The sequence below is a fragment of the Luteimonas sp. BLCC-B24 genome (assembly GCF_028550595.1).
Classification (GTDB): domain Bacteria; phylum Pseudomonadota; class Gammaproteobacteria; order Xanthomonadales; family Xanthomonadaceae; genus Luteimonas.
In genome coordinates, this window is sequence record NZ_JAQQGN010000002.1 from 547901 (window position 1) to 567208 (window position 19308).

Annotated in this window: 18 protein-coding genes; 5 read left to right on the plus strand and 13 right to left on the minus strand. The window is 71.0% G+C overall.

Annotated elements, in window-relative coordinates; translation table 11 throughout:
* The first annotated feature begins 291 nt into the window (after positions 1-291).
* The gene (gene tldD / locus PQS31_RS06825) at positions 292-1755 is read left to right on the plus strand and encodes a metalloprotease TldD (RefSeq protein WP_272761906.1); all 1464 of its coding nucleotides are present in this window, start codon (positions 292-294) and stop codon (positions 1753-1755) included.
* Between the two features lie 106 nt (positions 1756-1861).
* Here the strand turns inward: tldD and yjgA are convergent, their stop codons facing one another.
* A complete protein-coding gene (gene yjgA / locus PQS31_RS06830) occupies positions 1862-2461 on the minus strand; it encodes a ribosome biogenesis factor YjgA (protein ID WP_272762135.1) in 600 nt (199 codons plus the stop codon).
* Positions 2462-2484: 23 nt separating this feature from the next.
* Between yjgA and pmbA the strand changes: the two genes are divergently transcribed.
* The 3 genes from pmbA (at position 2485) to PQS31_RS06845 (ending at position 4895) form a co-directional block, all read left to right on the plus strand.
* Complete coding sequence (pmbA, locus tag PQS31_RS06835; RefSeq protein WP_272761907.1) at positions 2485-3867, plus strand: metalloprotease PmbA; 1383 nt, start codon at positions 2485-2487, stop codon at positions 3865-3867.
* A 66-nt stretch (positions 3868-3933) separates the two neighbouring features.
* Positions 3934-4293, plus strand: a complete 360-nt coding sequence (locus tag PQS31_RS06840) for a DUF4870 domain-containing protein (RefSeq protein ID WP_272761908.1) — start codon at positions 3934-3936, stop codon at positions 4291-4293.
* Positions 4294-4454: 161 nt separating this feature from the next.
* Positions 4455-4895 carry a DUF4870 domain-containing protein gene (locus tag PQS31_RS06845; RefSeq protein WP_272761909.1) on the plus strand — a complete coding sequence of 147 codons (441 nt, stop codon included), beginning with the start codon at positions 4455-4457 and terminating at the stop codon, positions 4893-4895.
* A 191-nt stretch (positions 4896-5086) separates the two neighbouring features.
* On the opposite strand, the gene PQS31_RS06850 is transcribed toward PQS31_RS06845, so the two are convergent.
* The 3 genes from PQS31_RS06850 to tilS are packed head-to-tail and all read right to left on the minus strand — an operon-like array spanning position 5087 to position 7586.
* Entirely contained in the window at positions 5087-5989 is a 903-nt protein-coding gene (locus tag PQS31_RS06850; RefSeq protein ID WP_336314330.1) for a farnesyl diphosphate synthase, read from the minus strand.
* Entirely contained in the window at positions 5982-6251 is a 270-nt protein-coding gene (locus PQS31_RS06855) for an exodeoxyribonuclease VII small subunit (RefSeq protein ID WP_272761910.1), read from the minus strand. Before PQS31_RS06855 ends, PQS31_RS06850 begins: the two co-directional genes overlap by 8 nt.
* A gap of 9 nt (positions 6252-6260) precedes the next feature.
* Positions 6261-7586 (minus strand): tRNA lysidine(34) synthetase TilS, encoded by a 1326-nt coding sequence (gene tilS / locus PQS31_RS06860; protein WP_272761911.1) that lies wholly within the window; start codon positions 7584-7586, stop codon positions 6261-6263.
* 105 nt (positions 7587-7691) lie between these two features.
* Between tilS and PQS31_RS06865 the strand changes: the two genes are divergently transcribed.
* Positions 7692-8753 (plus strand): NADH:flavin oxidoreductase/NADH oxidase, encoded by a 1062-nt coding sequence (locus PQS31_RS06865; protein ID WP_272761912.1) that lies wholly within the window; start codon positions 7692-7694, stop codon positions 8751-8753.
* Between the two features lie 3 nt (positions 8754-8756).
* Here the strand turns inward: PQS31_RS06865 and PQS31_RS06870 are convergent, their stop codons facing one another.
* The 9 genes from PQS31_RS06870 to lpxD all read right to left on the minus strand — a co-directional run bounded on the left by PQS31_RS06870 (position 8757) and on the right by lpxD (position 19298).
* Positions 8757-9422 (minus strand): hypothetical protein, encoded by a 666-nt coding sequence (locus tag PQS31_RS06870; RefSeq protein ID WP_272761913.1) that lies wholly within the window; start codon positions 9420-9422, stop codon positions 8757-8759.
* A 127-nt stretch (positions 9423-9549) separates the two neighbouring features.
* Complete coding sequence (locus PQS31_RS06875; RefSeq protein WP_272761914.1) at positions 9550-10290, minus strand: tetratricopeptide repeat protein; 741 nt, start codon at positions 10288-10290, stop codon at positions 9550-9552.
* Positions 10291-10301: 11 nt separating this feature from the next.
* A complete protein-coding gene (locus PQS31_RS06880) occupies positions 10302-11261 on the minus strand; it encodes an acetyl-CoA carboxylase carboxyltransferase subunit alpha (protein ID WP_272761915.1) in 960 nt (319 codons plus the stop codon).
* Between the two features lie 182 nt (positions 11262-11443).
* On the minus strand, positions 11444-14974 hold the full coding sequence (dnaE, locus tag PQS31_RS06885) for a DNA polymerase III subunit alpha (protein ID WP_272761916.1): 3531 nt from the start codon (positions 14972-14974) through the stop codon (positions 11444-11446).
* A gap of 118 nt (positions 14975-15092) precedes the next feature.
* On the minus strand, positions 15093-15731 hold the full coding sequence (gene rnhB, locus PQS31_RS06890; protein ID WP_272761917.1) for a ribonuclease HII: 639 nt from the start codon (positions 15729-15731) through the stop codon (positions 15093-15095).
* Positions 15728-16987 (minus strand): lipid-A-disaccharide synthase, encoded by a 1260-nt coding sequence (gene lpxB, locus PQS31_RS06895; protein ID WP_272761918.1) that lies wholly within the window; start codon positions 16985-16987, stop codon positions 15728-15730. The genes rnhB and lpxB overlap by 4 nt, the downstream gene beginning before the upstream one ends.
* 43 nt (positions 16988-17030) lie before the next feature.
* Positions 17031-17816, minus strand: a complete 786-nt coding sequence (lpxA, locus tag PQS31_RS06900) for an acyl-ACP--UDP-N-acetylglucosamine O-acyltransferase (protein ID WP_272761919.1) — start codon at positions 17814-17816, stop codon at positions 17031-17033.
* Position 17817: 1 nt separating this feature from the next.
* Positions 17818-18273 carry a 3-hydroxyacyl-ACP dehydratase FabZ gene (fabZ, locus tag PQS31_RS06905; protein ID WP_272761920.1) on the minus strand — a complete coding sequence of 152 codons (456 nt, stop codon included), beginning with the start codon at positions 18271-18273 and terminating at the stop codon, positions 17818-17820.
* A complete protein-coding gene (gene lpxD, locus PQS31_RS06910; protein ID WP_272761921.1) occupies positions 18270-19298 on the minus strand; it encodes a UDP-3-O-(3-hydroxymyristoyl)glucosamine N-acyltransferase in 1029 nt (342 codons plus the stop codon). The genes fabZ and lpxD overlap by 4 nt, the downstream gene beginning before the upstream one ends.
* Positions 19299-19308 lie beyond the last annotated feature (10 nt).

Genomic DNA, 19308 nt, shown 5'->3' on the forward strand with positions numbered 1-19308 from the left:
TGCGGATCCATCACGCGCCTGCGTGCGGTGCCGGCGGTGCGTCTGGCTGCGTTCGATGCGCCGGGTGACATCCGGTCTCGCGGATGCGGTGATTCACGGCGTATGCCGCGCGCACCCGCGCTTCGACCGCACCTCGGGACCGCCGCCCGTCCACATGCCTCGAGTCGATCGCATGGCCCGCTGCGCCGACACGAGCGATGCGGCCGGCTCGTTCGGCCGGACTGTCCGATCACCGGCGCGCGCGTGCCCCGATCGGCTTGCCATTCCGGCCGGTGCCCCCACACTTAAGCGATGACCGACTCCCAGACCGCCACCGGCGACGCGCTGACGCTCGCGCAAAGCCGCCTGCTGCTGCCCGCCGGCCTCGACGCCGTGAACCTCGATCGCACGTTCTCGGCACTGCTCGGTCCGGGGATCGATTTCGGCGACCTGTATTTCCAGCATTCGCGGCGCGAGAGCTGGTCGGTCGAGGACGGCATCGTCAAGAGCGGTTCGCACGCGATCGAGCAGGGGGTCGGCGTGCGCGCGATCAGCGGCGAAAAGACCGGTTTCGCCTACTCCGACGACATCGACGCGGTGGCGCTGCTGGGCGCGGCGCAGTCCGCGCGCGCGATCGCCCGTGACGGTCGCGCGCATGCCCCACAGGCGCTCACACGCGGCCACGCGCACGACCTGTATCCCGCGAGCGACCCGATCGACGCGCTGGGCAGCGCCGACAAGGTCGAGGCCCTGCGCCGCATCGACCGGCTGCTGCGCGCCGCCGATCCGCGCGTGCAGCAGGTGATGGTCAGCCTGTCGGGTGGCGTGGACACGGTGCTGATCGCGCGCAGCGACGGGGTGCTGGCCGGTGACGTCCGACCGCTGGTGCGGCTCAACATCCAGGTGCTGGTGGAGCAGAACGGTCGGCGCGAATCCGGTTATGCCGGCTACGGCGGCCGCTATTCCTACGCCGAGCTGCTCGGCGACGGGCGCCCCGAGCATTTCGCCCGCGAAGCGCTGCGCCAGGCGCTGGTGAATCTCGATGCGATCGATGCGCCGGCCGGCGTGATGCCGGTGGTGCTCGGCGCCGGCTGGCCCGGCGTGCTGCTGCACGAAGCGGTCGGCCACGGCCTGGAAGGCGACTTCAACCGCAAGGGCACCAGCACCTATGCCGGGCGTCTCGGGCAGCGCGTGGCGTCTCCGGGCGTGACCATCGTCGACGACGGCACGCTCGACGGCCGCCGCGGTTCGCTCAACGTCGACGACGAGGGCACGCCCACGCAGTGCACCACGCTGATCGAGGACGGTGTGCTCACCGGCTACATGCAGGACACGCTCAACGCGCGCCTCACCGGTGTCGCGCCCACCGGCAACGGTCGCCGCGAATCCTTCGCGCATCTGGTGATGCCGCGCATGACCAACACCTACATGCTGGCCGGCCAGGACGATCCGCAGGACATGATCCGCTCGGTCAAGAAGGGCCTGTACGCGGTGAACTTCGGCGGCGGGCAGGTCGACATCACCAGCGGCAAGTACGTGTTCTCGGCCACCGAGGCTTACCTGATCGAGGACGGGAAGATCACCGCGCCGGTCAAGGGCGCCACGCTGATCGGCAACGGCCCGGAGACGATGCAGCGCGTGCGCATGATCGGCCACGACATGGCGCTCGACGACGGCGTCGGTGTCTGCGGCAAGGACGGACAGAGCGTGCCGGTCGGCGTCGGCCAGCCATCGCTGCTGATTGATCAGCTCACCGTCGGCGGCACGCAGGCTTGACAACGGGGTCGCGGGATTCGGGCGTCGCGTCTCGGCGCACCGTGCGCGGCGTGCGATCGCGCCCGGTGAGGTCCAACGGTTCCGCCTCTACGGGCGAAACGGGGCATCACGCCTGGTGCGAGCCGTCTCCGTCGTCGTCGGCGCCGTCGTATGCCGCGTCGTCGCGGGCGTCGGCCGCCGCGGCACCGGCACCGGCGAACACGTCACGCAATTCGCGGAACAGTTCGCGGAAGGCGGCCGGCGGCTTGTTCTTCGCACGTTCGGCCAGCGCGTTGCGCACCAGCTGGCGCAGACGCTGGCGATCGGCGTGGGGATACTCGTCCAGCAGCGCCGCCAGCGCGGTGTCGCCGTCGTCGAGCAGACGCAGACGCCACTGCTCGGCACGGTGCAGACGCGCAGTGTCGATGCGCGCCGCTTCGCCGCCGGCGTCGAGCGCGTCGCGCAATGCCTGCAGGGTGTCGTCGTCCTCGCGGCGCATCTGCTTGGCCAGGAACGCCATCTGCCGCTTGCGCGCGATGTGCGAGGTGATGCGCCGGGTCTCGGCGATGTGCGGCATCAGGCTGTCGGGCACCGGCAGCTTGGCCAGCCGGCCGTCGGGCAGCCCGACCAGGGCCTCGGCCAGCGCCAGCACTTCCAGGGCTTCGCGCCGGTTCTGCTTGCGGCTGGGACCGAGGTACTCGCCGCTTTCTTCGTCTACGCCTCTCATCGCAACAGGATAAGCCATTGACCATGTCCGTACTCCACGCCGCGGTTCCGCACGAGGACGACTCCCCGGCCCGCCTCGAGGCCCTGACGGGTCTGTCGCAGCGTCTGCTCGCGCGCTGCCGCGCGGCCGGTGCCAGCCAGGCCGAGGTCTCGTGCTCCGAGGACGCCGGCCTCAACGTCAATGTGCGCATGGGCGAGGTGGAGACCGTCGAATCCACCCGCGACCGCGGCATCGCGGTCACGGTCTATTTCGGCACGCGCAAGGGCAGCGCCAGTACCGCCGATCTGCGCGACGCCAGCCTGGACGCGACCGTCGACCAGGCCTGCGCGATTGCGCGCTTCACCGAGGACGACCCGGCATCCGGCCTGGCCGACGCGGACCTGATGGCGCGTCCCGGCGCCGACGGCCGGTTTCCCGAGTTCGACAGCTGGCACCCGTGGGCGTTGGAAGCCGACGCCGCGGTCGATCTCGCGCTGGCGTGCGAGGCTGCGGGCCGCGACGGCGACGCGCGCATCCGCAATTCGGACGGCGCCTCGGTGTCGACCTCGCGCTCGCTCGGCGTCTATGCCAACAGCCACGGGTTCGTCGGCGCCGAACGCAGCAGCCATCACAGCGTCGGCTGCGCGTTGATCGCGGGCGAAGGCGACGCCATGCAGCGCGACGGCTGGTACAGCATCGCGCTCGCGCCCGGCGACCTCGAGCCGGCCCAGGCGATTGGCCGCCGGGCCGCGCAGCGCGCGCTGGCGCGGCTGGAGCCGCGGCCGATCCCCACCGGGCGCTATCCGGTGCTGTTCCAGGCCGAGATCGCCCGATCGCTGGTCGGCCACCTGCTCGGCGCGATTTCCGGCAGCGCCCTGTACCGGCGCGCGAGCTTCCTGCTCGACAGCGTCGGCCATCCACTGTTTCCCGACTGGTTCTCCATCCGCGAGCGTCCGTTCCTGATGCGCGGCTTCCAGTCGTCGGCCTTCGATGCCGAGGGCGTGGCCACGCGCGAGTCGTCCATCGTCGAGGCCGGCGTGCTGCAGCGCTACGTGCTCGGCAGCTATTCGGCCCGCAAGCTCGGCCTGCAGACCACCGGCAATGCCGGCGGCGTGCACAATCTCGAGATCGCACCGAACACCGGCGATCTGGAGGCGATGGTGCGGGGCATGGGCCGCGGCCTGCTGGTCACCGAACTGATGGGCCAGGGCGTCAACGCGGTGACCGGTGACTACTCGCGTGGCGCGGCGGGCTTCTGGGTGGAGAACGGCGAGATCCAGCACCCGGTCGACGGTATCACCATCGCCGGCAATCTCCGGCAGATGTTCGCCGGCATCGAGGCCGTGGGCACCGACGTCGATACGCGTTCGCACGTGCGCACAGGGTCGATCCTGGTCGGCGCGATGACCGTTGCCGGAACCGATTGACGGTATTCTTGACGGGCGCCGCGACGCGGCGAGCCGGTTGCCACCTTCAACGCTCAGGGGAATGCCATGGATCCGTACACCGACACACCTGTCGCCGGCGCCAGCCAGGACGACCGCACCATCGCGATGCTGACCCACCTGTCGGGCATCATCTTCAGCTTCATCGTTCCGCTGGTGGTCTGGCTGATCAACAAGGACAAGGCCGACAAGGGGTTTCTCGTCGACCAGTCCAAGGAAGCGCTGAATTTCCAGATCACCCTCCTGATCGGCTACCTCATCGGCATGGTGCTGGCGATCATCCTGATCGGCGCGCTGATCAATTTCGCGCTGTGGGTGCTGTGCATCGTCTTCAGCATCATCGCCGGGCTCAAGGCCAACGCGGGCGAGGCCTACCGCTATCCGGTGGCGCTGCGTCTGGTCAAGTAAACGCGACCGATCGTGCGTTCCCGAAGCCCCGGCGCATGCCGGGGTTTTTTCTTGCCCGGACGGCGGCGCCGGCACGGGCGCCGACCCTGTCATCGGTTGGGTTGCGCGCCGCGGCGGCGGTGCCATAGTGGCGTCAAGACCCCCGTTCCAAGGAGCGCGCGATGTACGCACAGATGACCCAGGCGGCCCCTGCGGCCAGCGAACGTCAGTGGGCGGCCGGCGTCCACGTCGGCGCGCTGGTGCTCGCGCTGATGACCAGCTGGATCTCCGGTGCCGCCGGGGCGGCCGTGGCCGGCGGCGTCTATCTGCTCAAGCGCGACGACAGTCCCTTCGTCGCCGCGCACGCGCGCGAGGCGCTGAACTTCAACATCAGCATGTTTCTCTACACGTGTGCGCTCGTCGTGCTGGGCATGGTCCTGCTCGGCGCGACCGTGCTGACCCTCGGACTCGGTGCGATCGTCACCCTGCCGCTGGGCCTGGTGCTGATGGCGGCCGCCGCTGCGCTGGCGCTGGCGTGGCTGGTGTGCAGCATCGTGGCCGCGATCCGCGCCTGGAGCGGCGAGACCTACCGGTATCCGCTGACGATCCGGCTGGTGCGCTGAGCGTCGACTCCGCGGCCGGGCAGGCGCCGGGCGCGAGCCGGCGTCGATGGATGGCGGTGTGTCGAGGCCGGGCGACGGCGGGGTCGTTCGAGCAGGTGCTCGCATCCGCACACGCGGTGCCGCCGAGCGCTGCCCGGGCCGGGCGTGGGGCGCGTGCCGCGGCCCGCCTGCGCCGGGGTCGCAGGGCCGGATCAGTGATCGCGCTCGATCGCGCGGCGACCGAGTTCGGCCAATGCTGCGGCGTTCGGCCCGAACGGGGCCAGGGCGTCGTGCATGCGCGTTGCGAGGTCGGCCAGACGCGCGCGCGAGGCCGCCACGCCGATCAGGGCGGGGAAGGTCGCCTTGTCCTGGGCCACGTCCTTGCCGGCGGTCTTGCCCAGCGTGGCGCTGTCGCCCTCGATGTCGAGCAGGTCGTCGCGGATCTGGAACGCGAGGCCCAGCGCGTCGGCGAAGTCGTCCAGGCGCGCACGCGCGTCTGCATCGACGCCCGCGGCCAGTGCGCCGAGCGCGACCGCGGCGCGCAGCAGGGCGCCGGTCTTCATCGCGTGCAGTCGCTCGAGTGCGGCCACGCCGATCGAACCCCCGTCACCGGTTGCCGCCAGATCGAGCGCCTGGCCGCCGCACATGCCGTCGGCGCCGGAGGCGCGCGCCAGCGCGGCGACCATCGCCAGACGTGTCGCCCCGGGCAGCGCGGCGGCCTCGGCCAGCGTGGTGAACGCGAGCGTCTGCAGCGCGTCGCCGGCCAGGATCGCAGTCGCCTCGTCGAAGGCCACGTGCACCGTCGGCTGGCCACGCCGCAGGGCGTCGTCGTCCATCGCCGGCAGATCGTCGTGCACCAGCGAATAGGCGTGGATCAGCTCCACCGCCACCGCAGGCGCATCGGCGAGGCCCGGCGCGGCGCCGAAGGCTTCGGCGGTGGCGTGCACCAGCAGCGGCCGCATGCGCTTGCCGCCCAGCAGCACCGCATGGCGCATCGCGGCATGCAGGCGCGGTGCGCTGTCGCAGGTGCCGTCGAGCGCGCGCTGCAGCGCGGCGTCGGTGCGTTCGCGCCAGGCGGCGATGCGGGGATCGACCGCGTGCGACGCGTCAGGCATCGGAGGTGTCGGTGTCGAGGGCGCCGAACGGCTGCGCGCGTTCGGGCGCGGCCGGATCGCTGAGCAGTCTGACGCGCAGTTCCGCGTCTTCGAGCGCCTGCTGGCAACGCCGGTACAGGCCGACGCCGCGCTCGTAGGCGCCGAGCGAGTCTTCGAGCGTCATCTCGCCCCCCTCCATCGACTCGACCAGGGCTTCGAGCTGGGAGAGCGCGGTTTCGAAAGCGGCGACCGCGGAGGGCGCCTTGGCAGGGGTCTTGGGCATGGTGCGATTCTAAGCGATCGGCCCGGGCCCGGTCCGGGCCGCGGTGTGCCAGATCAGGCGGCGTCCGCCGTCGCGCAGCCAGGTGTCGAAGTCGCGGTCGAAGGCCAGGTCACCGACCGCCAGCACGCGGCCCGCGCCGTCGCACAGCAGCGGCAGGCGGGCACGCACCCACGGCGGCACACCGAGAGCCTGCAGCACGTGACGCAGCGCGTGCGAGTGCATGCGTCCCGGCAGGGCGATGCGCTCGCCGCCGCGTCGGGCCCGGACCTGCCAGGGCATGGCGTCGGCCGGCGGACCGTCGAGGCGCAGGGTGTCACCGTCGGGCAAGGCCAGGGGGGCGGCCCCGGTCCAGGCCACGTCGATGTCCGCGGGCAGGGGCGGGCGGATCGGCGCGGCGTGCAGCAGGTCGCGCCAGCGCTGCAGGCGGGTGCCGGCCCAGTCGAAGATCGGCGTGCGGTCGTCCGCGTCGCGGTCGAGCGTGGCATCGCACCAGGCGGCCCCCTGGCGCGGCAGGGGCGTGAGTCCGCGTTCGAGGATCCAGCGCCGCAGCACGCGGCCGCGTCGCGCCGACGGCAGCGGCTGCAGGCGATCGATCCGCAGCACCGCCGGGTCCAGCGTGCGGGCATCGGCCAGTGCACATGCATCGTCTACGTCGAGCAGGGCGACGCTTTCGGCTTGAAGCGCGGCGACGTCGGCCAGTGCGGCGCCGGCCTGGGGCCAGCGCGTGCGCAGCAGCGGCAGGATGCGGTTGCGCACGAAGTTGCGGTCGGCGCCGTCGGTGTCGTTGCTGGGATCGTCGATCCAGCGCAGACCGTGCGCTTCGGCATAGGCCAGCAGCGCACTGCGCGGCAGCGCCAGCAACGGCCGCCACAGCCAGCCGCCGCCGAAGCGGCGCGCGCCGGCCATGCCGGCCAGGCCGTCGGGGCCGGAGGCGCGCAGCGCCCGCAACAGCACGGTCTCGGCCTGGTCGTCGCGATGATGGGCCAAGGCGATGACACCGCCCGGCGGCAGATGCGCGGCGAACGCGGCATGGCGCGCCTCGCGTGCGGCCGCTTCGAGTCCGCGGCCGGCGTCGCGCGCGACGGTGACGCGCGTGCTGTCGAGTTCCACGTGCCAGTCGGCGCAAAGGCGCGCGCAATGGTCGGCCCAGGCGTCGGCGCCCGGCTGCAGGCCGTGATGCACGTGGATCGCGCGCACGCCCCTCGCGCGAAACGCGGGATCGTGGGTCAGCCGGTGCAGCAGCACGGTGGAGTCGAGCCCGCCGCTGAAGCCCACGCAGATCGGGCCGGGCGCGGGCGGGCGGGGCAGGGGAAGAACGGCGTGCGGCAACGACATCGGCGCATGGTGCCACGCGGCGCAATGCTGCGATCCGGCGGCGGCCTCGCGCGACCGTGCGCGTCGCCCTACAGTCCGCGGCTTCCCCGTTCCGGTTCGACGCCCATGCCCGCTCTGTTCTCACCGTTCCAGCAGCGCGGTCTCGTGCTGCGCAACCGCATCGCGGTGTCGCCGATGTGCCAGTACAGCGCCGTCGACGGGGTGCCCGGAACCTGGCATCTGGTGCATCTGGGCAGTCGCGCCGTGGGCGGCGCAGGCCTGGTGATGACCGAGGCGGCCGCGGTGTCGCCGGAGGGCCGGATTTCGCCGGACGACGCCGGGCTGTGGAACGACGCGCAGCGCGACGCCTGGGCGCCCATCGCCGCATTCCTGCGCGCGCAGGGCGCCGCGCCCGCGATCCAGCTCGCGCATGCCGGGCGCAAGGCCAGCACGCACGCGCCGTGGCGCGGACGCGGCGCGGTGCCGGTGGACGCGGGCGGCTGGCAGGTCGTCGCGCCGTCGGCCCAGGCCTACGACGCGACCTATCCGTCGCCGGTGGCGCTGGACGCCGACGGCATCGCGCAGGTGATCGAAGACTTCCGCGCGGCCGCGGTGCGCGCGCGCGAGGCCGGCTTCGAGGTCGTCGAAGTCCACGCCGCGCACGGCTATCTGCTGCACCAGTTCCTCTCGCCGCTGTCGAATACACGCGACGATGCCTGGGGCGGTGGATTCGAAGGTCGCACCCGGCTGCTGCTCGACGTCATCGATGCCGTGCGCGGGGTCTGGCCGGAGCGCCTGCCGGTGTGGGTGCGGATCTCGGCGACCGACTGGGTGGACGGCGGTTGGGAGCTCGACCAGAGCGTCGCGCTGTCGCGTCTGCTGGCGGAGCGCGGTGTGGATCTGGTCGACGTGTCGTCCGGCGGCCTGTCGCCCGCCCAGCGCATCGACGCGGGGCCGGATTACCAGGTGCCCTTCGCTGCGCGCATCCGCCGCGAGGCCGGCATCGCCACCGGCGCCGTGGGCCTGATCACGACACCCGCGCAGGCCGAGCGGATCGTCGCAGGCGGCGATGCGGACCTCGTGCTGCTGGCGCGCGAGCTGCTGCGCGACCCGTATTTCCCGCGCCGCGCCGCGCAGGAACTCGGCGTGAAGATCGACCCGCCGGACCAGTATCTGCGCGCATGGTGAGGTTCAGCGCAACAGGGCCTCGGCGTTGCGGCGATAGAGGTCGGTGACGTCGAAGTAGACCTCGCGGGCGCTGCCGTCCGGCATCGCGAGCGTCAGCCGGTCGTAATGCCGCTCGCCCTCGTGCACCAGCGTCTGTTCGGTGATGCCGTGCGCGCCCAGGACCTGGCGGACGAATGCGTACTCGTTGCCGATCAGGCAGGGGTGCCACGCGGTCGCCGGCGTGCGCCCGTCGCCGCTGCGGTCGATGTGCTGCAGCAGCGCGAGCACGAAGGCGCGGCCTTCGATCACGCGCGCCGTGTCCCCGCCGCTGGCGGCCAGTGCATTGCGCAGCTGGTGAAGCGACAGCGACGGCACGGTGTCGAAGTCGCCGACGCGCATGGCGAGCCCGGCCAGCAACGGCTCGGCGGCGGAGACGGTGGCATCGGACGTGACCGCCCGGCTCACGGCATCCCCCGCCTCGTGGATCGCCCGCTCGATCTCGACCGGCGCGGGCCGTTCCGGATCGACCACGGCGCGGCACGCGCTCTGCGCCCGCTCGGCCAGCGCGGGCACACGCTCGGCGATCTGCCGGCTGAGCGCCCCGTCACCGGCGTCGGCCAGTGCCGGGAAGGCGGCCAGCGCGGCCGCCAGCAGCAGCGCGCGATGCCGTGCGCGACATCCGGTCTCCATGATGTTCACCTCCCGGTGTCGAAGTGGTCAACGTGCAGCCCATCGGTGGAGGCCGTGGGTCGTCGCGCCCGACGCGACCGGTCCGCGCGATGCCGGTGGTGATCGGCGCCCGTGCCGGACGTCGCGCTCACCCCCGCGCCTCGCGTTTCGCGATCTCCACCCACGCACGCTGCTCGCGGCGGTAGTACGCCGGGGCGAGATCGACTCGGCGCAGGGTTTCGGCGTACAGCGCCTGCGCTTTCTCGTGCTGACCGTGACGCTGCAGCAATCCGGCATACCGCACCCGGGGCTCTTCATCGGGGTAGTCCTGCACCAGCGCCTCGTACTCCTCGGCGGCCGCATCGAAGCCGTCGCAGGCCTCCACGGCGCGTGCGTAGAGCAGGTGCCCGTCGTGCGAGCGGAATTCGGGGTTGGCGGCGATCAGCGCATCGAGCGTGTCGCGGGCCGCGGCCGGCTCGCCGCGATGGAACTGCGCCTGGGCCAGGCCGAGCATCAGCGTGGGATCGGTCGCGTAAAGCCCGCGCAATGCCTCGCGGTACAGCGCCTCCGCGCCGGCGTAGTCGCCGTCGGCCAGCCGGCGCTCGGCGAGCCGACGGCGGTTGTCGAGAGTATCGGCGATCTCGAGATCGCGGCTGGCCGCGCGGGTGCGGCGACCCGGATCGATGCGGTCGCGCACGCGTCCCAGGGCTCGGTTCGCGCCGCGGCTGCGCTGCAGATCCGGCAGCACTTCGGCCAGCAGGTACACCAGCACGCCGATGTAGGAGCCGATCAGCAGGATGAAGATCCAGTACAGCGGCCGGCCGGTGCGCACGACGTGCACGCCGCAGGCGATCTGCAGCAGGATCGACAGCAGCAGGATCGGGCCCACCGGCGCTGCCCTTACGCCGCTTCGTAGGCCCCGTAGCTGCGCAGGCGCTCGTACCGGCGCTGCAGCAGCGTCTCGACCGGCAACTGCTCCAGTTCGTCGACCGCGTTCATCAGCACCGCCTTCAGGCGCGTCGCGGTCTGGCGTGGATTGCGGTGGGCGCCACCGATCGGCTCGCGCACCACCTTGTCGACCAGGCCGAGCGACTTGAGGCGCTTGGCGGTGAGGCCCAGCTGCTCGGCCGCGTCGCGTGCCTTGGCCGCGTCCTTCCACAGGATGGACGCGCAGCCTTCCGGCGAGATCACCGAATAGGTGCTGTATTCGAGCATCACCGTGCGGTCGCCGACGCCGATCGCCAGCGCACCGCCCGAGCCGCCTTCACCGATGACGGTGCAGACGATCGGGATGCGCAGTTCGGCCATCTCCAGCAGATTGCGCGCGATGGCCTCGGACTGGCCGCGCTCCTCGGCGCCGATGCCGGGGTAGGCGCCGGGCGTATCGATGAAGGTCAGCAGCGGCAGCTTGAACCGCTCGGCCATCTTCATCAGGCGCAGCGCCTTGCGGTAGCCCTCGGGGCGCGGCATGCCGAAGTTGCGGCGCACCTTGGTCTTGGTGTCGCGGCCCTTCTGGTGGCCGATGATCATCACGCTGCGACCGTCGACGCGGCCGAGTCCGCCGACGATGGCCGCATCGTCCGCGTAGGCGCGGTCGCCGGCCAGCTCCTCGAACTCGTCGCAGAAGGCCTTGATGTAGTCCAGGGTGTAGGGCCGCTGCGGGTGACGGGCCAGCTGCGAAACCTGCCACGGCGTGAGGTCGCGGAAGATGTGCGCGGTGCGCTTGCGCAGCTTCTCGCGCAGCGTGGCCAGCTCGGCATCGATGTTCACTGCGGGGCCGTCGCTGGCCTTGCGCAGTTCCTGGATCTTGGCTTCCAGGTCGGCGATGGGCTGCTCGAAATCGAGGTAGTTCGGATTCATTCGGTCACGCGTCCGGTAGGGAGCGGCGCGGCGCAGGCCCGGGCGCGATGCGCCACGCGGGCCGGCCCCGGGGCCGGAAAGGGCGACAGTCTAGCCGACCGCGCCCGGCAGGGCCGTACGCGGGCGTCTGGGCCGCAGATCGCCGCACGTTGGCGGATGTTGGGCGAAACCGCGAGGCGGGTTCAGCCGGCCCACGGCTTGGCCATGTCGAGCCGGGCGATGCGCACGCCCGGTTGCGCGCGCAGGGTGCCGGGAAGCTCGGCGTCGGCGCGGATCGACTGGCTGCCGTTGACCTCCAGCGTGCCGGCCGCGCCGGTGGGCAGCAGCAGATCCAGCCGCAGCGTGGTCTTGCCGGGGCGGTGCTGGGCCAGTACCTGCTCGACCCGCGCCATCGTGCCGGGCACGCGCAGATCCAGGCGCAGCGACAGCCGGCGCGCGTGTTCGGGACAGACGGCGTGGAAATCCCAGCAGCGCTTCACCCGCAATGCGAAGCCGCCGCTGAACTCGTCCTCGCGCAGGCCGCCCTCGACGATCAGGATGCGGTCGCGCGTGAGCAGGTGGGCGTACTCGCTGGACGCGTCGGCGAAGAAGCCGCACTCCAGCCGGCCGCGACCGTCCTCCAGCAGCACGAAGGCCTGCGAGTCGCCGCGCTTGCGGATCGAGGTGACCTGACCCGCGATGATGACCTGGGTTTCGGGCCGCCAGCTGTTGCCGCCGGCCTTCTGGTCGCGCGCGGCCCAGAGGCTGTCGAGCTGGCCCAGATCGGTGCCGACCAGGGCCTGCAGTTCCTCGCGATAGGGGTCGAGCGGGTGGCCGCTGAGGTAATGCCCCAGCGTCTCGCGCTCGCCTTCGAGCTTCTGCTTGAGCGGCCATTCCTCGCATTCGGGCAGGTCGATGTGCAGTGCCTCGCCGTCGCCGGCGGTGCTGCCGAACATGTCGACGATGCCGGCATTGCGGTTGCGCGTGAGCTGGTCGGTGGCCTTCAGCGCCTCGGGCAGCTGCAGCATCAGCGAGGCGCGGTTCCTGCCCAGGGCGTCCAGCGCGCCGGCGTTGATCAAGGCCTCGAGCGTGCGCTTGTTGAGGCGCTGGGAATCGACGCGTCGGCAGAAATCCAGCAGGTCGGTATACACGCCGGCCTGCACACGCGCCTCGACGATGTTCTCGCAGGCGCCGCGTCCGACGCCCTTCACCGCGCCCAGGCCGTAGCGGATGGTCTTGGGATCGATGGCCTCGAACATGAAGGCCGAGGCGTTGACGTCCGGTGGCAGCACCTCGAGGCCCATGGTGCGCGCTTCGGTGAGAAAGCCGGTGACCTTGTCGGTGTTGTCCATGTCCGACGACAGCACCGCGGCCATGAACTCGGCCGGGTAGTGCACCTTCAGCCACGCGGTCTGGTAGGCCACCAGCGCGTAGGCGGCCGAGTGCGACTTGTTGAAGCCGTACTCGGCGAACTTCTCCATCAGGTCGAAGATCTGCGTGGCCTGCACCGGATCGACGCCGTTCGCGGCCGCGCCGGCCTCGAACTTGGCGCGCTCCTTGGCCATCTCCTCGGGCTTCTTCTTGCCCATCGCGCGACGCAGCATGTCCGCGCCGCCCAGCGTGTAGCCGGCCAGGACCTGGGCGATCTGCATCACCTGTTCCTGGTAGACGATGACGCCGTAGGTCGGCGAGAGCACCGGCTCGAGCGAGGGATGCGGATACGTCACGTCCGTGCGGCCGTGCTTGCGGTCCACCCATTCCTTGTCCATCCCCGAACCCAGCGGGCCGGGACGGAACAGCGCGGCGAGCGCGATGATGTCCTCGAAGGTATCGGGCTGGGCGCGCTTGAGCAGCTCGCGCATGCCGCGCGATTCGAACTGGAACACCGCCACCGTGTCGCCGCGCGCGAACAGCTCGTAGCTGGCGCGGTCGTCGAGCGGCAGCGCGGCGATGTCGAGCAGGTCTTCGCCCGCCGCGCTGCGGCGCGCGTTGATCGCCTTGACCGCCCAGTCGATGATCGTCAGCGTGCGCAGGCCGAGGAAGTCGAACTTCACCAGGCCGATCGATTCGACGTCGTCCTTGTCGAGCTGGGTGACCGGATTGCGGCCGCGGCCGCCTTCGTCGTGTTCGGCGTAGAGCGGGCAGAAGTCGCTCAGCGGCGACGGCGCGATCACCACGCCACCGGCGTGCTTGCCGGCGTTGCGGGTCAGGTCCTCGAGCTGCAGGGCGAGATCGAGCAGGTCGTGGACGTCGTCCTCGTCGTTGTAGCGCGCGATCAGTTCGTCCGAGCGCCAGGCATCGTCGCTGCGCGACTTCTCGGTGCGGCCCAGCGCGTCCTCGAGCCCGATGCCCAGCGTCGGCGGCACCAGCTTGGAGATGCCGTCGACCATGCCGTAGGGATAGCCGAGCACGCGGCCGGTATCGCGCACCACCGCCTTCGCGGCCATCGTGCCGTAGGTGATGATCTGGCTGACCCGGTCGCGGCCGTACTTCGCGGCGACGTAGTCGATGACCTCGTCGCGGCGGTCCATGCAGAAGTCGATGTCGAAGTCGGGCATCGACACGCGTTCGGGGTTGAGGAAGCGCTCGAACAGCAGGTCGTAGGGCAAGGGGTCGAGATCGGTGATCTTCAGCGCCCAGGCCACCAGCGAGCCGGCACCCGAGCCGCGTCCGGGCCCGACCGGGATGTCGTGCTCCTTGGCCCACTTGATGAAGTCCGAGACGATCAGAAAGTAGCCCGGGAACCCCATCTTGCAGATGACGTCGAGTTCGACGTTCAGGCGCTCGACGTAGCTCTCGCGCGTGTGTCCGGGCGCGAGCGGGTACTTCGCCAGCCGCTCGTCGAGGCCCTCGTGGGACTGCGCGCGGATCCAGGTGTCGAGCGTGTGCTCGCTGGGCACCGGATAGGCGGGCAGATAGTAGGTGCCCAGGCGCAGTTCGAGATTGCAGCGCTGCGCGAGTGCGAGCGTGTTGTCGATCGCGTCGGGGACATCGTCGAACAGCGCGGCCATCGCATCGGCCGTCTTGAAGTACTGCTCGCGCGTGTAGAGCTTCGGGCGACGCGGGTCGTCGAGTACCCGTCCGGTCGAGATGCACACGCGCGCCTCGTGCGCGTCGAAGCCGTCGGCGTCGAGAAAGCGCACGTCGTTGCCGGCGATCACCGGCAGCGACAGGTCCGACGACACCTGCAGGGCGAGCCCGTTGTGCACGGCCTCGTCGTCGAAGCCGCAGCGCGTCAGCTGCAGGAACAGGCGCTCGTCGAACACCTCGCGCCACTGGGTGTACCACTGCCGCGCCAGATCGTCGCGTCCCCCGGCCAGAAGCTTCGCGGCCGGGCCATGACGGCCGGCGATCGCGAACAGGCCGCCATTGCACCCGCGCAGCCAGTCCGGACGCACGACGACGCCGTCGGTGCGGTGGCCTTCCATCCACGCGCGCGTGAGCAGACGCGACAGCGACAGATAGCCGTCGTGATCCCGGCACAGCAGGGTCAGCGTGGAGGCCGGCTCGTCGCCCTCGGCGATCGAGATGTCGGCGCCCATCACCGGCTTGATGCCGGCGCCTTCGGCGGCGCGGTAGAACTTCACCAGCGCGAACAGGTTGTTGCGGTCGGTCAGCGCGACCGACGGCTGATCGAGCTGCGCGCAGCGTTTGACCAGCCCCTTGATCCGGATCGTCGAATCGGAGAGCGAGTATTCGCTGTGGACGTGGAGATGGACGAAGCGCGCGGGCATTGCGGTGGCGAGGCGGCCGGAGGGTCAGGGTAGGGCCCGGCCCGGGGGCGGACAAGGCTTGACAGAACCCCGGTGGCGGCGCGCCGGGACGGGGCCGCGCGTGCGACCCGGACGGCGTTCAGGCGGTGGCGTCGGCGGCGAACAGATCGGCCATCGGCGGCGGTGCCTCCGACCCGGCCGCAGGTGTCAGCAGCCGGGTGACCGGCGCGAAACTGCGCCGGTGATGCAGGCACGGGCCGTGGGTCGCCAGCGCGGCCAGATGTGCCGGCGCGCAATAGCCCTTGTGCTGGTCGAAGCCGTAATCGGGGAACTGCGCGTGCAGCGCGACCATCGCGCGGTCGCGCGCGACCTTGGCGAGGATCGACGCGGCCATGATCGCCGGCTCGAGGGCATCACCGCCGACGATCGCCCGGGCCGGGCAGGGCAGGCCTGGCGGCAGGCGGTTGCCGTCGACCAGAACGCGCTCGGCGGCCGGCGCCAGTGCGGCGACCGCGCGACGCATGCCGGTCAGCGTCGCCTGGTAGATGTTGATGCGGTCGATCTCCTCGACGCCGACGAATTCGATCCGCCAGGCCAGCGCCTGTTCGACGATCTGCGGGTACAGCGCTTCGCGACGCTTTTCGGTGAGCTTCTTGGAATCGTCCAGGCCGTCGATCGGGCGTCGTGGATGCAGGATCACCGCGGCCACCACCACCGGACCGGCCAGGGGGCCGCGGCCGGCTTCGTCCACACCGGCAGTGCGCAGGCGCCGGGTCACGGACGCGGCTCCGCGGCCTCGAGCGCCGGCAAGGCGGGCGCTGCGAGGCGTCCGACGGCCTCGGCCGCCGTGGCCGAAGCGCCCTGGCGCAGTTGCAGATGCAGTTCACGATAGACGGGCTGCACCGCCTCGGCCGCCTGCGGATCGCGGAACCAGTGCAGCACCGCGTCGGCGAGATTCTCCGGCGTGCAGGCTTCCTGCATGAACTCCGGCGCGATCGTGCGACCGGCGAGCACGTTCGGCAGCGAGAAGCGATCCACCCGCATCAGCTTGAACAGGCGCACGAGGAAGGCGGTACTCGGCGCGATGCGGTAGCCGACCACCATCGGCCGCTTGGCCAGCAGCGCTTCCAGCGTCGCCGTGCCCGATGCGAGCAACACGACATCGCTGGCGACCATCGCGGTGCGCGCCTGGCCGTCGAGCACTTGCAGGTCGAGCGCGGCGAACTTCGGCTGTGCGCGCAACGCGTCGATCGCGGCGCGGCAGCCGGCGTTCGCCGCCGGCACGACGATGCGCAGGCCGGGCATCGCGGCGGCCACGCGCGCCGCGGCATCGAGAAACGCCTCGCCCAGCCGCGCGATTTCGCCGAGGCGTGAGCCGGGCAGAACCGCGAGCACCGGCGCATCGTGCGGCAGCCCGAGTGCCGTGCGCGCCGCGCTGCGATCGGGCTCGAGCGCGAGCATTTCGGCCAGCGGATGGCCGACGAAGCGTGCATCGACGCCATGCGCGGCATAGATCGGCGGCTCCATCGGGAACAGGCACAGCACCAGGTCCGCGCTGCGCCCGATCTTCGCCGCACGGCCCTGGCGCCAGGCCCAGATCGACGGGCTGACGTAGTGCACGGTGCGGATGCCGCGCGCTTTCAGGCGGCGCTCGAGGCCGAGGTTGAAGTCGGGCGCATCGATGCCGATGAACACGTCCGGGCGCCAGTCGAGCAGGCGGGCGCGCAGGTGCTTGCGCAGCGTCAGCAGGCGCGGCAGATGCCGCAACACCTCCGACAGCCCCATCACCGCGAGTTCGGACGCGTCGTGCCAGGTGTCCATGCCCGCTGCGCGCATCGCATCACCGCCCACGCCCGCGAAGACCGCATCCGGATAGCGTGTGCGCAACTGCTCGATCAGCCCGGCGCCGAGCAGATCGCCCGAGGCTTCACCCGCCACCAGTGCCACGCGCAGCGGGGCGCTGGTGGCGTGATTGGTGATTGGTGATTGGTGATTCGACACAGCAGTTCCGTGCAATCGGTCAGATGGCAGCATTCTGCTCTTTCGAATCACGAATCACGAATGACCAATCACGGCTTCACCGCAGCAACGGCCGCTCGCCCGCATCGATGAAGTCGAGAAACGCGCGCACATCCTCGCTGTCCTGCGCCATCTCGGCCAGGCGTACGCGCGCATCGGCCAGCGAATCGCCGGACACGTACAGGGCGCGGTAGGCGCGCTTGATCGCCGAGGTGCGCGATGCGTCGAAGCCGCGACGCTTGAGGCCCTCGGCGTTGATGCCGCGCGGGCGGCCGTAGCCGTCCTGCGCCACCATCACGAACGGCGGCACGTCGCCGTTGACGAACGCGCCCATGCCGATGAACGCATGCGCGCCGATCCGGCAGAACTGGTGGATGCCGGTGAAGCCGCTGAGGATCACGTGGTCGCCGACGGTGACATGGCCGGCCAGCGTGGCGTTGTTCGAGAACACGCAGTGGTTGCCGACGCTGCAGTCGTGGGCGACGTGGGTGTAGGCGAGCAACCAGTTGTCGTCGCCGATACGGGTGATGCCGCCGCCGTCGCCGGTGCCGCGGTTGACGGTGACGAATTCGCGGATGGTGTTGCGGTCGCCGATCACCAGTTCCACGCGCTCGCCGCGGAACTTCTTGTCCTGGGGCTCACCGCCGATCGCGGCGTGTCCATGGATGTGATTGTCCCGGCCGATGCGGGTAGGCCCCTGGATGCTGCAATGCGGGCCGATCGTGGTGCGGTCACCGATCTCGACCTCGGCACCGATCAGCGTGAACGCGCCGATGCGCACATCCGCGCCGAGCCGCGCACCGGGGTCGACGACCGCCGTGGGATGGATCGACGCCGCGCCCATGTCAGCGCTTGACCTCGGCGCAGAGGATCTCCGCGCAGGCCGCCTGCTCGCCGTCGACGCGAGCGATGCCCGAGTACATGGTCATGTTGCGGATCTCGCGTTTGATCGACACGTCCAGTTCCAGCCGGTCGCCGGGCACCACCATGCGCGAGAACTTGGCCGCGTCCACCTTGACCAGATAGGAGAGGTTGTCTTCGCAGCTCTTGCCGCGGGTGAGATGGCTCAGGATGCCGCCGGCCTGCGCCAGCGCTTCGATGACCAGCACGCCGGGCATCACCGGATGGGCCGGGAAGTGGCCCTGGAAGAACTGCTCGTTGGCCGAGACGTTCTTCCAGCACAGCACGCGCTTGCCGGGTTCGAACTCGACCACGCGATCGACCAGCAGAAACGGATAGCGATGCGGCAGAAGCTCGCGAACGCCGTCGACGAGGATCGGCAGCTCGATGTGATGCGTCATTCTTCCCCCTTCCCGAGCGCCGTGACGCGGCGCGCGAGCGAATCGAGCTGGCGGATCCGCACGGCATTCTTCCGCCACTCGCGTGTGGGCTGGGCGGGAATGCCGGCCGAATATTCGCCGGGCTCGGTGATGGATGCCGACACCATCGTCATCGCATGGACGACGACGTGGTCGCAGATGTCGAGATGGCCGGCCACACCGACCTTGCCGGCGAGCAGGCAGTAGCGACCGATGCGCGTGCTGCCGGCGATGCCGACACAGCCCGCGGCCGCGGTGTGCGCGCCGATGCGCACGTTGTGGCCGACCTGGATCAGGTTGTCGAGGCGGACGTCGTCCTCGATCACCGTATCGTCCAGCGCGCCGCGGTCGATCGTGGTGTTGGCCCCGATGTCGCAGTCGTCACCGACCACCACGCCGCCGAGCTGGGGCACGTTGATCCAGTGGCCGTCGTCCATCGCCAGGCCGAAGCCTTCGGCGCCGAGGACCGCACCCGGATGCAGGGTGACCCGCTTGCCCAGACGCACGCGGGCGACCAGGGTGACGCGGGCGACCAGACGGCTGCCGTCGCCGACGACGCAGTCTTCGCCGATCACGCAGCCGGCGCCGATCGTCGCGCCGGCGCCGATGACGCTGCGGGCGCCGATGCTCACGTGCGGGCCGATCGACGCCGTCGGGTCGATCTGCGCGCTGGCGTCGACGACCGCCGAGGGATGAATACCGGCTGGCGCCGCCGCACGCACCTCGAACAACGCCGCGATGCGCGCGTAGGCCACGTAGGGGTCGCGCGCGATCAGCGCAGTGCCGTCGCGCGCCGCGGCATCGCCTTCCCGCAGCACCACGATGCCGGCCCGCGTGTCGGCCAGCTGCGGGCGATAACGCGGATTGGACAGGAATGTCAGCTGGTCGGCAGTCGCGGCGGCCAGCGTGCCGACGCCGCCGACTTCGGTGTCGGCGGGCCCGTGGACGGTCAGACCGAAGCGGTCGGCCAGTGCGGCTGCGCTGTAACGGAGGGGCGGTCGTGCCATCGGGTCACCT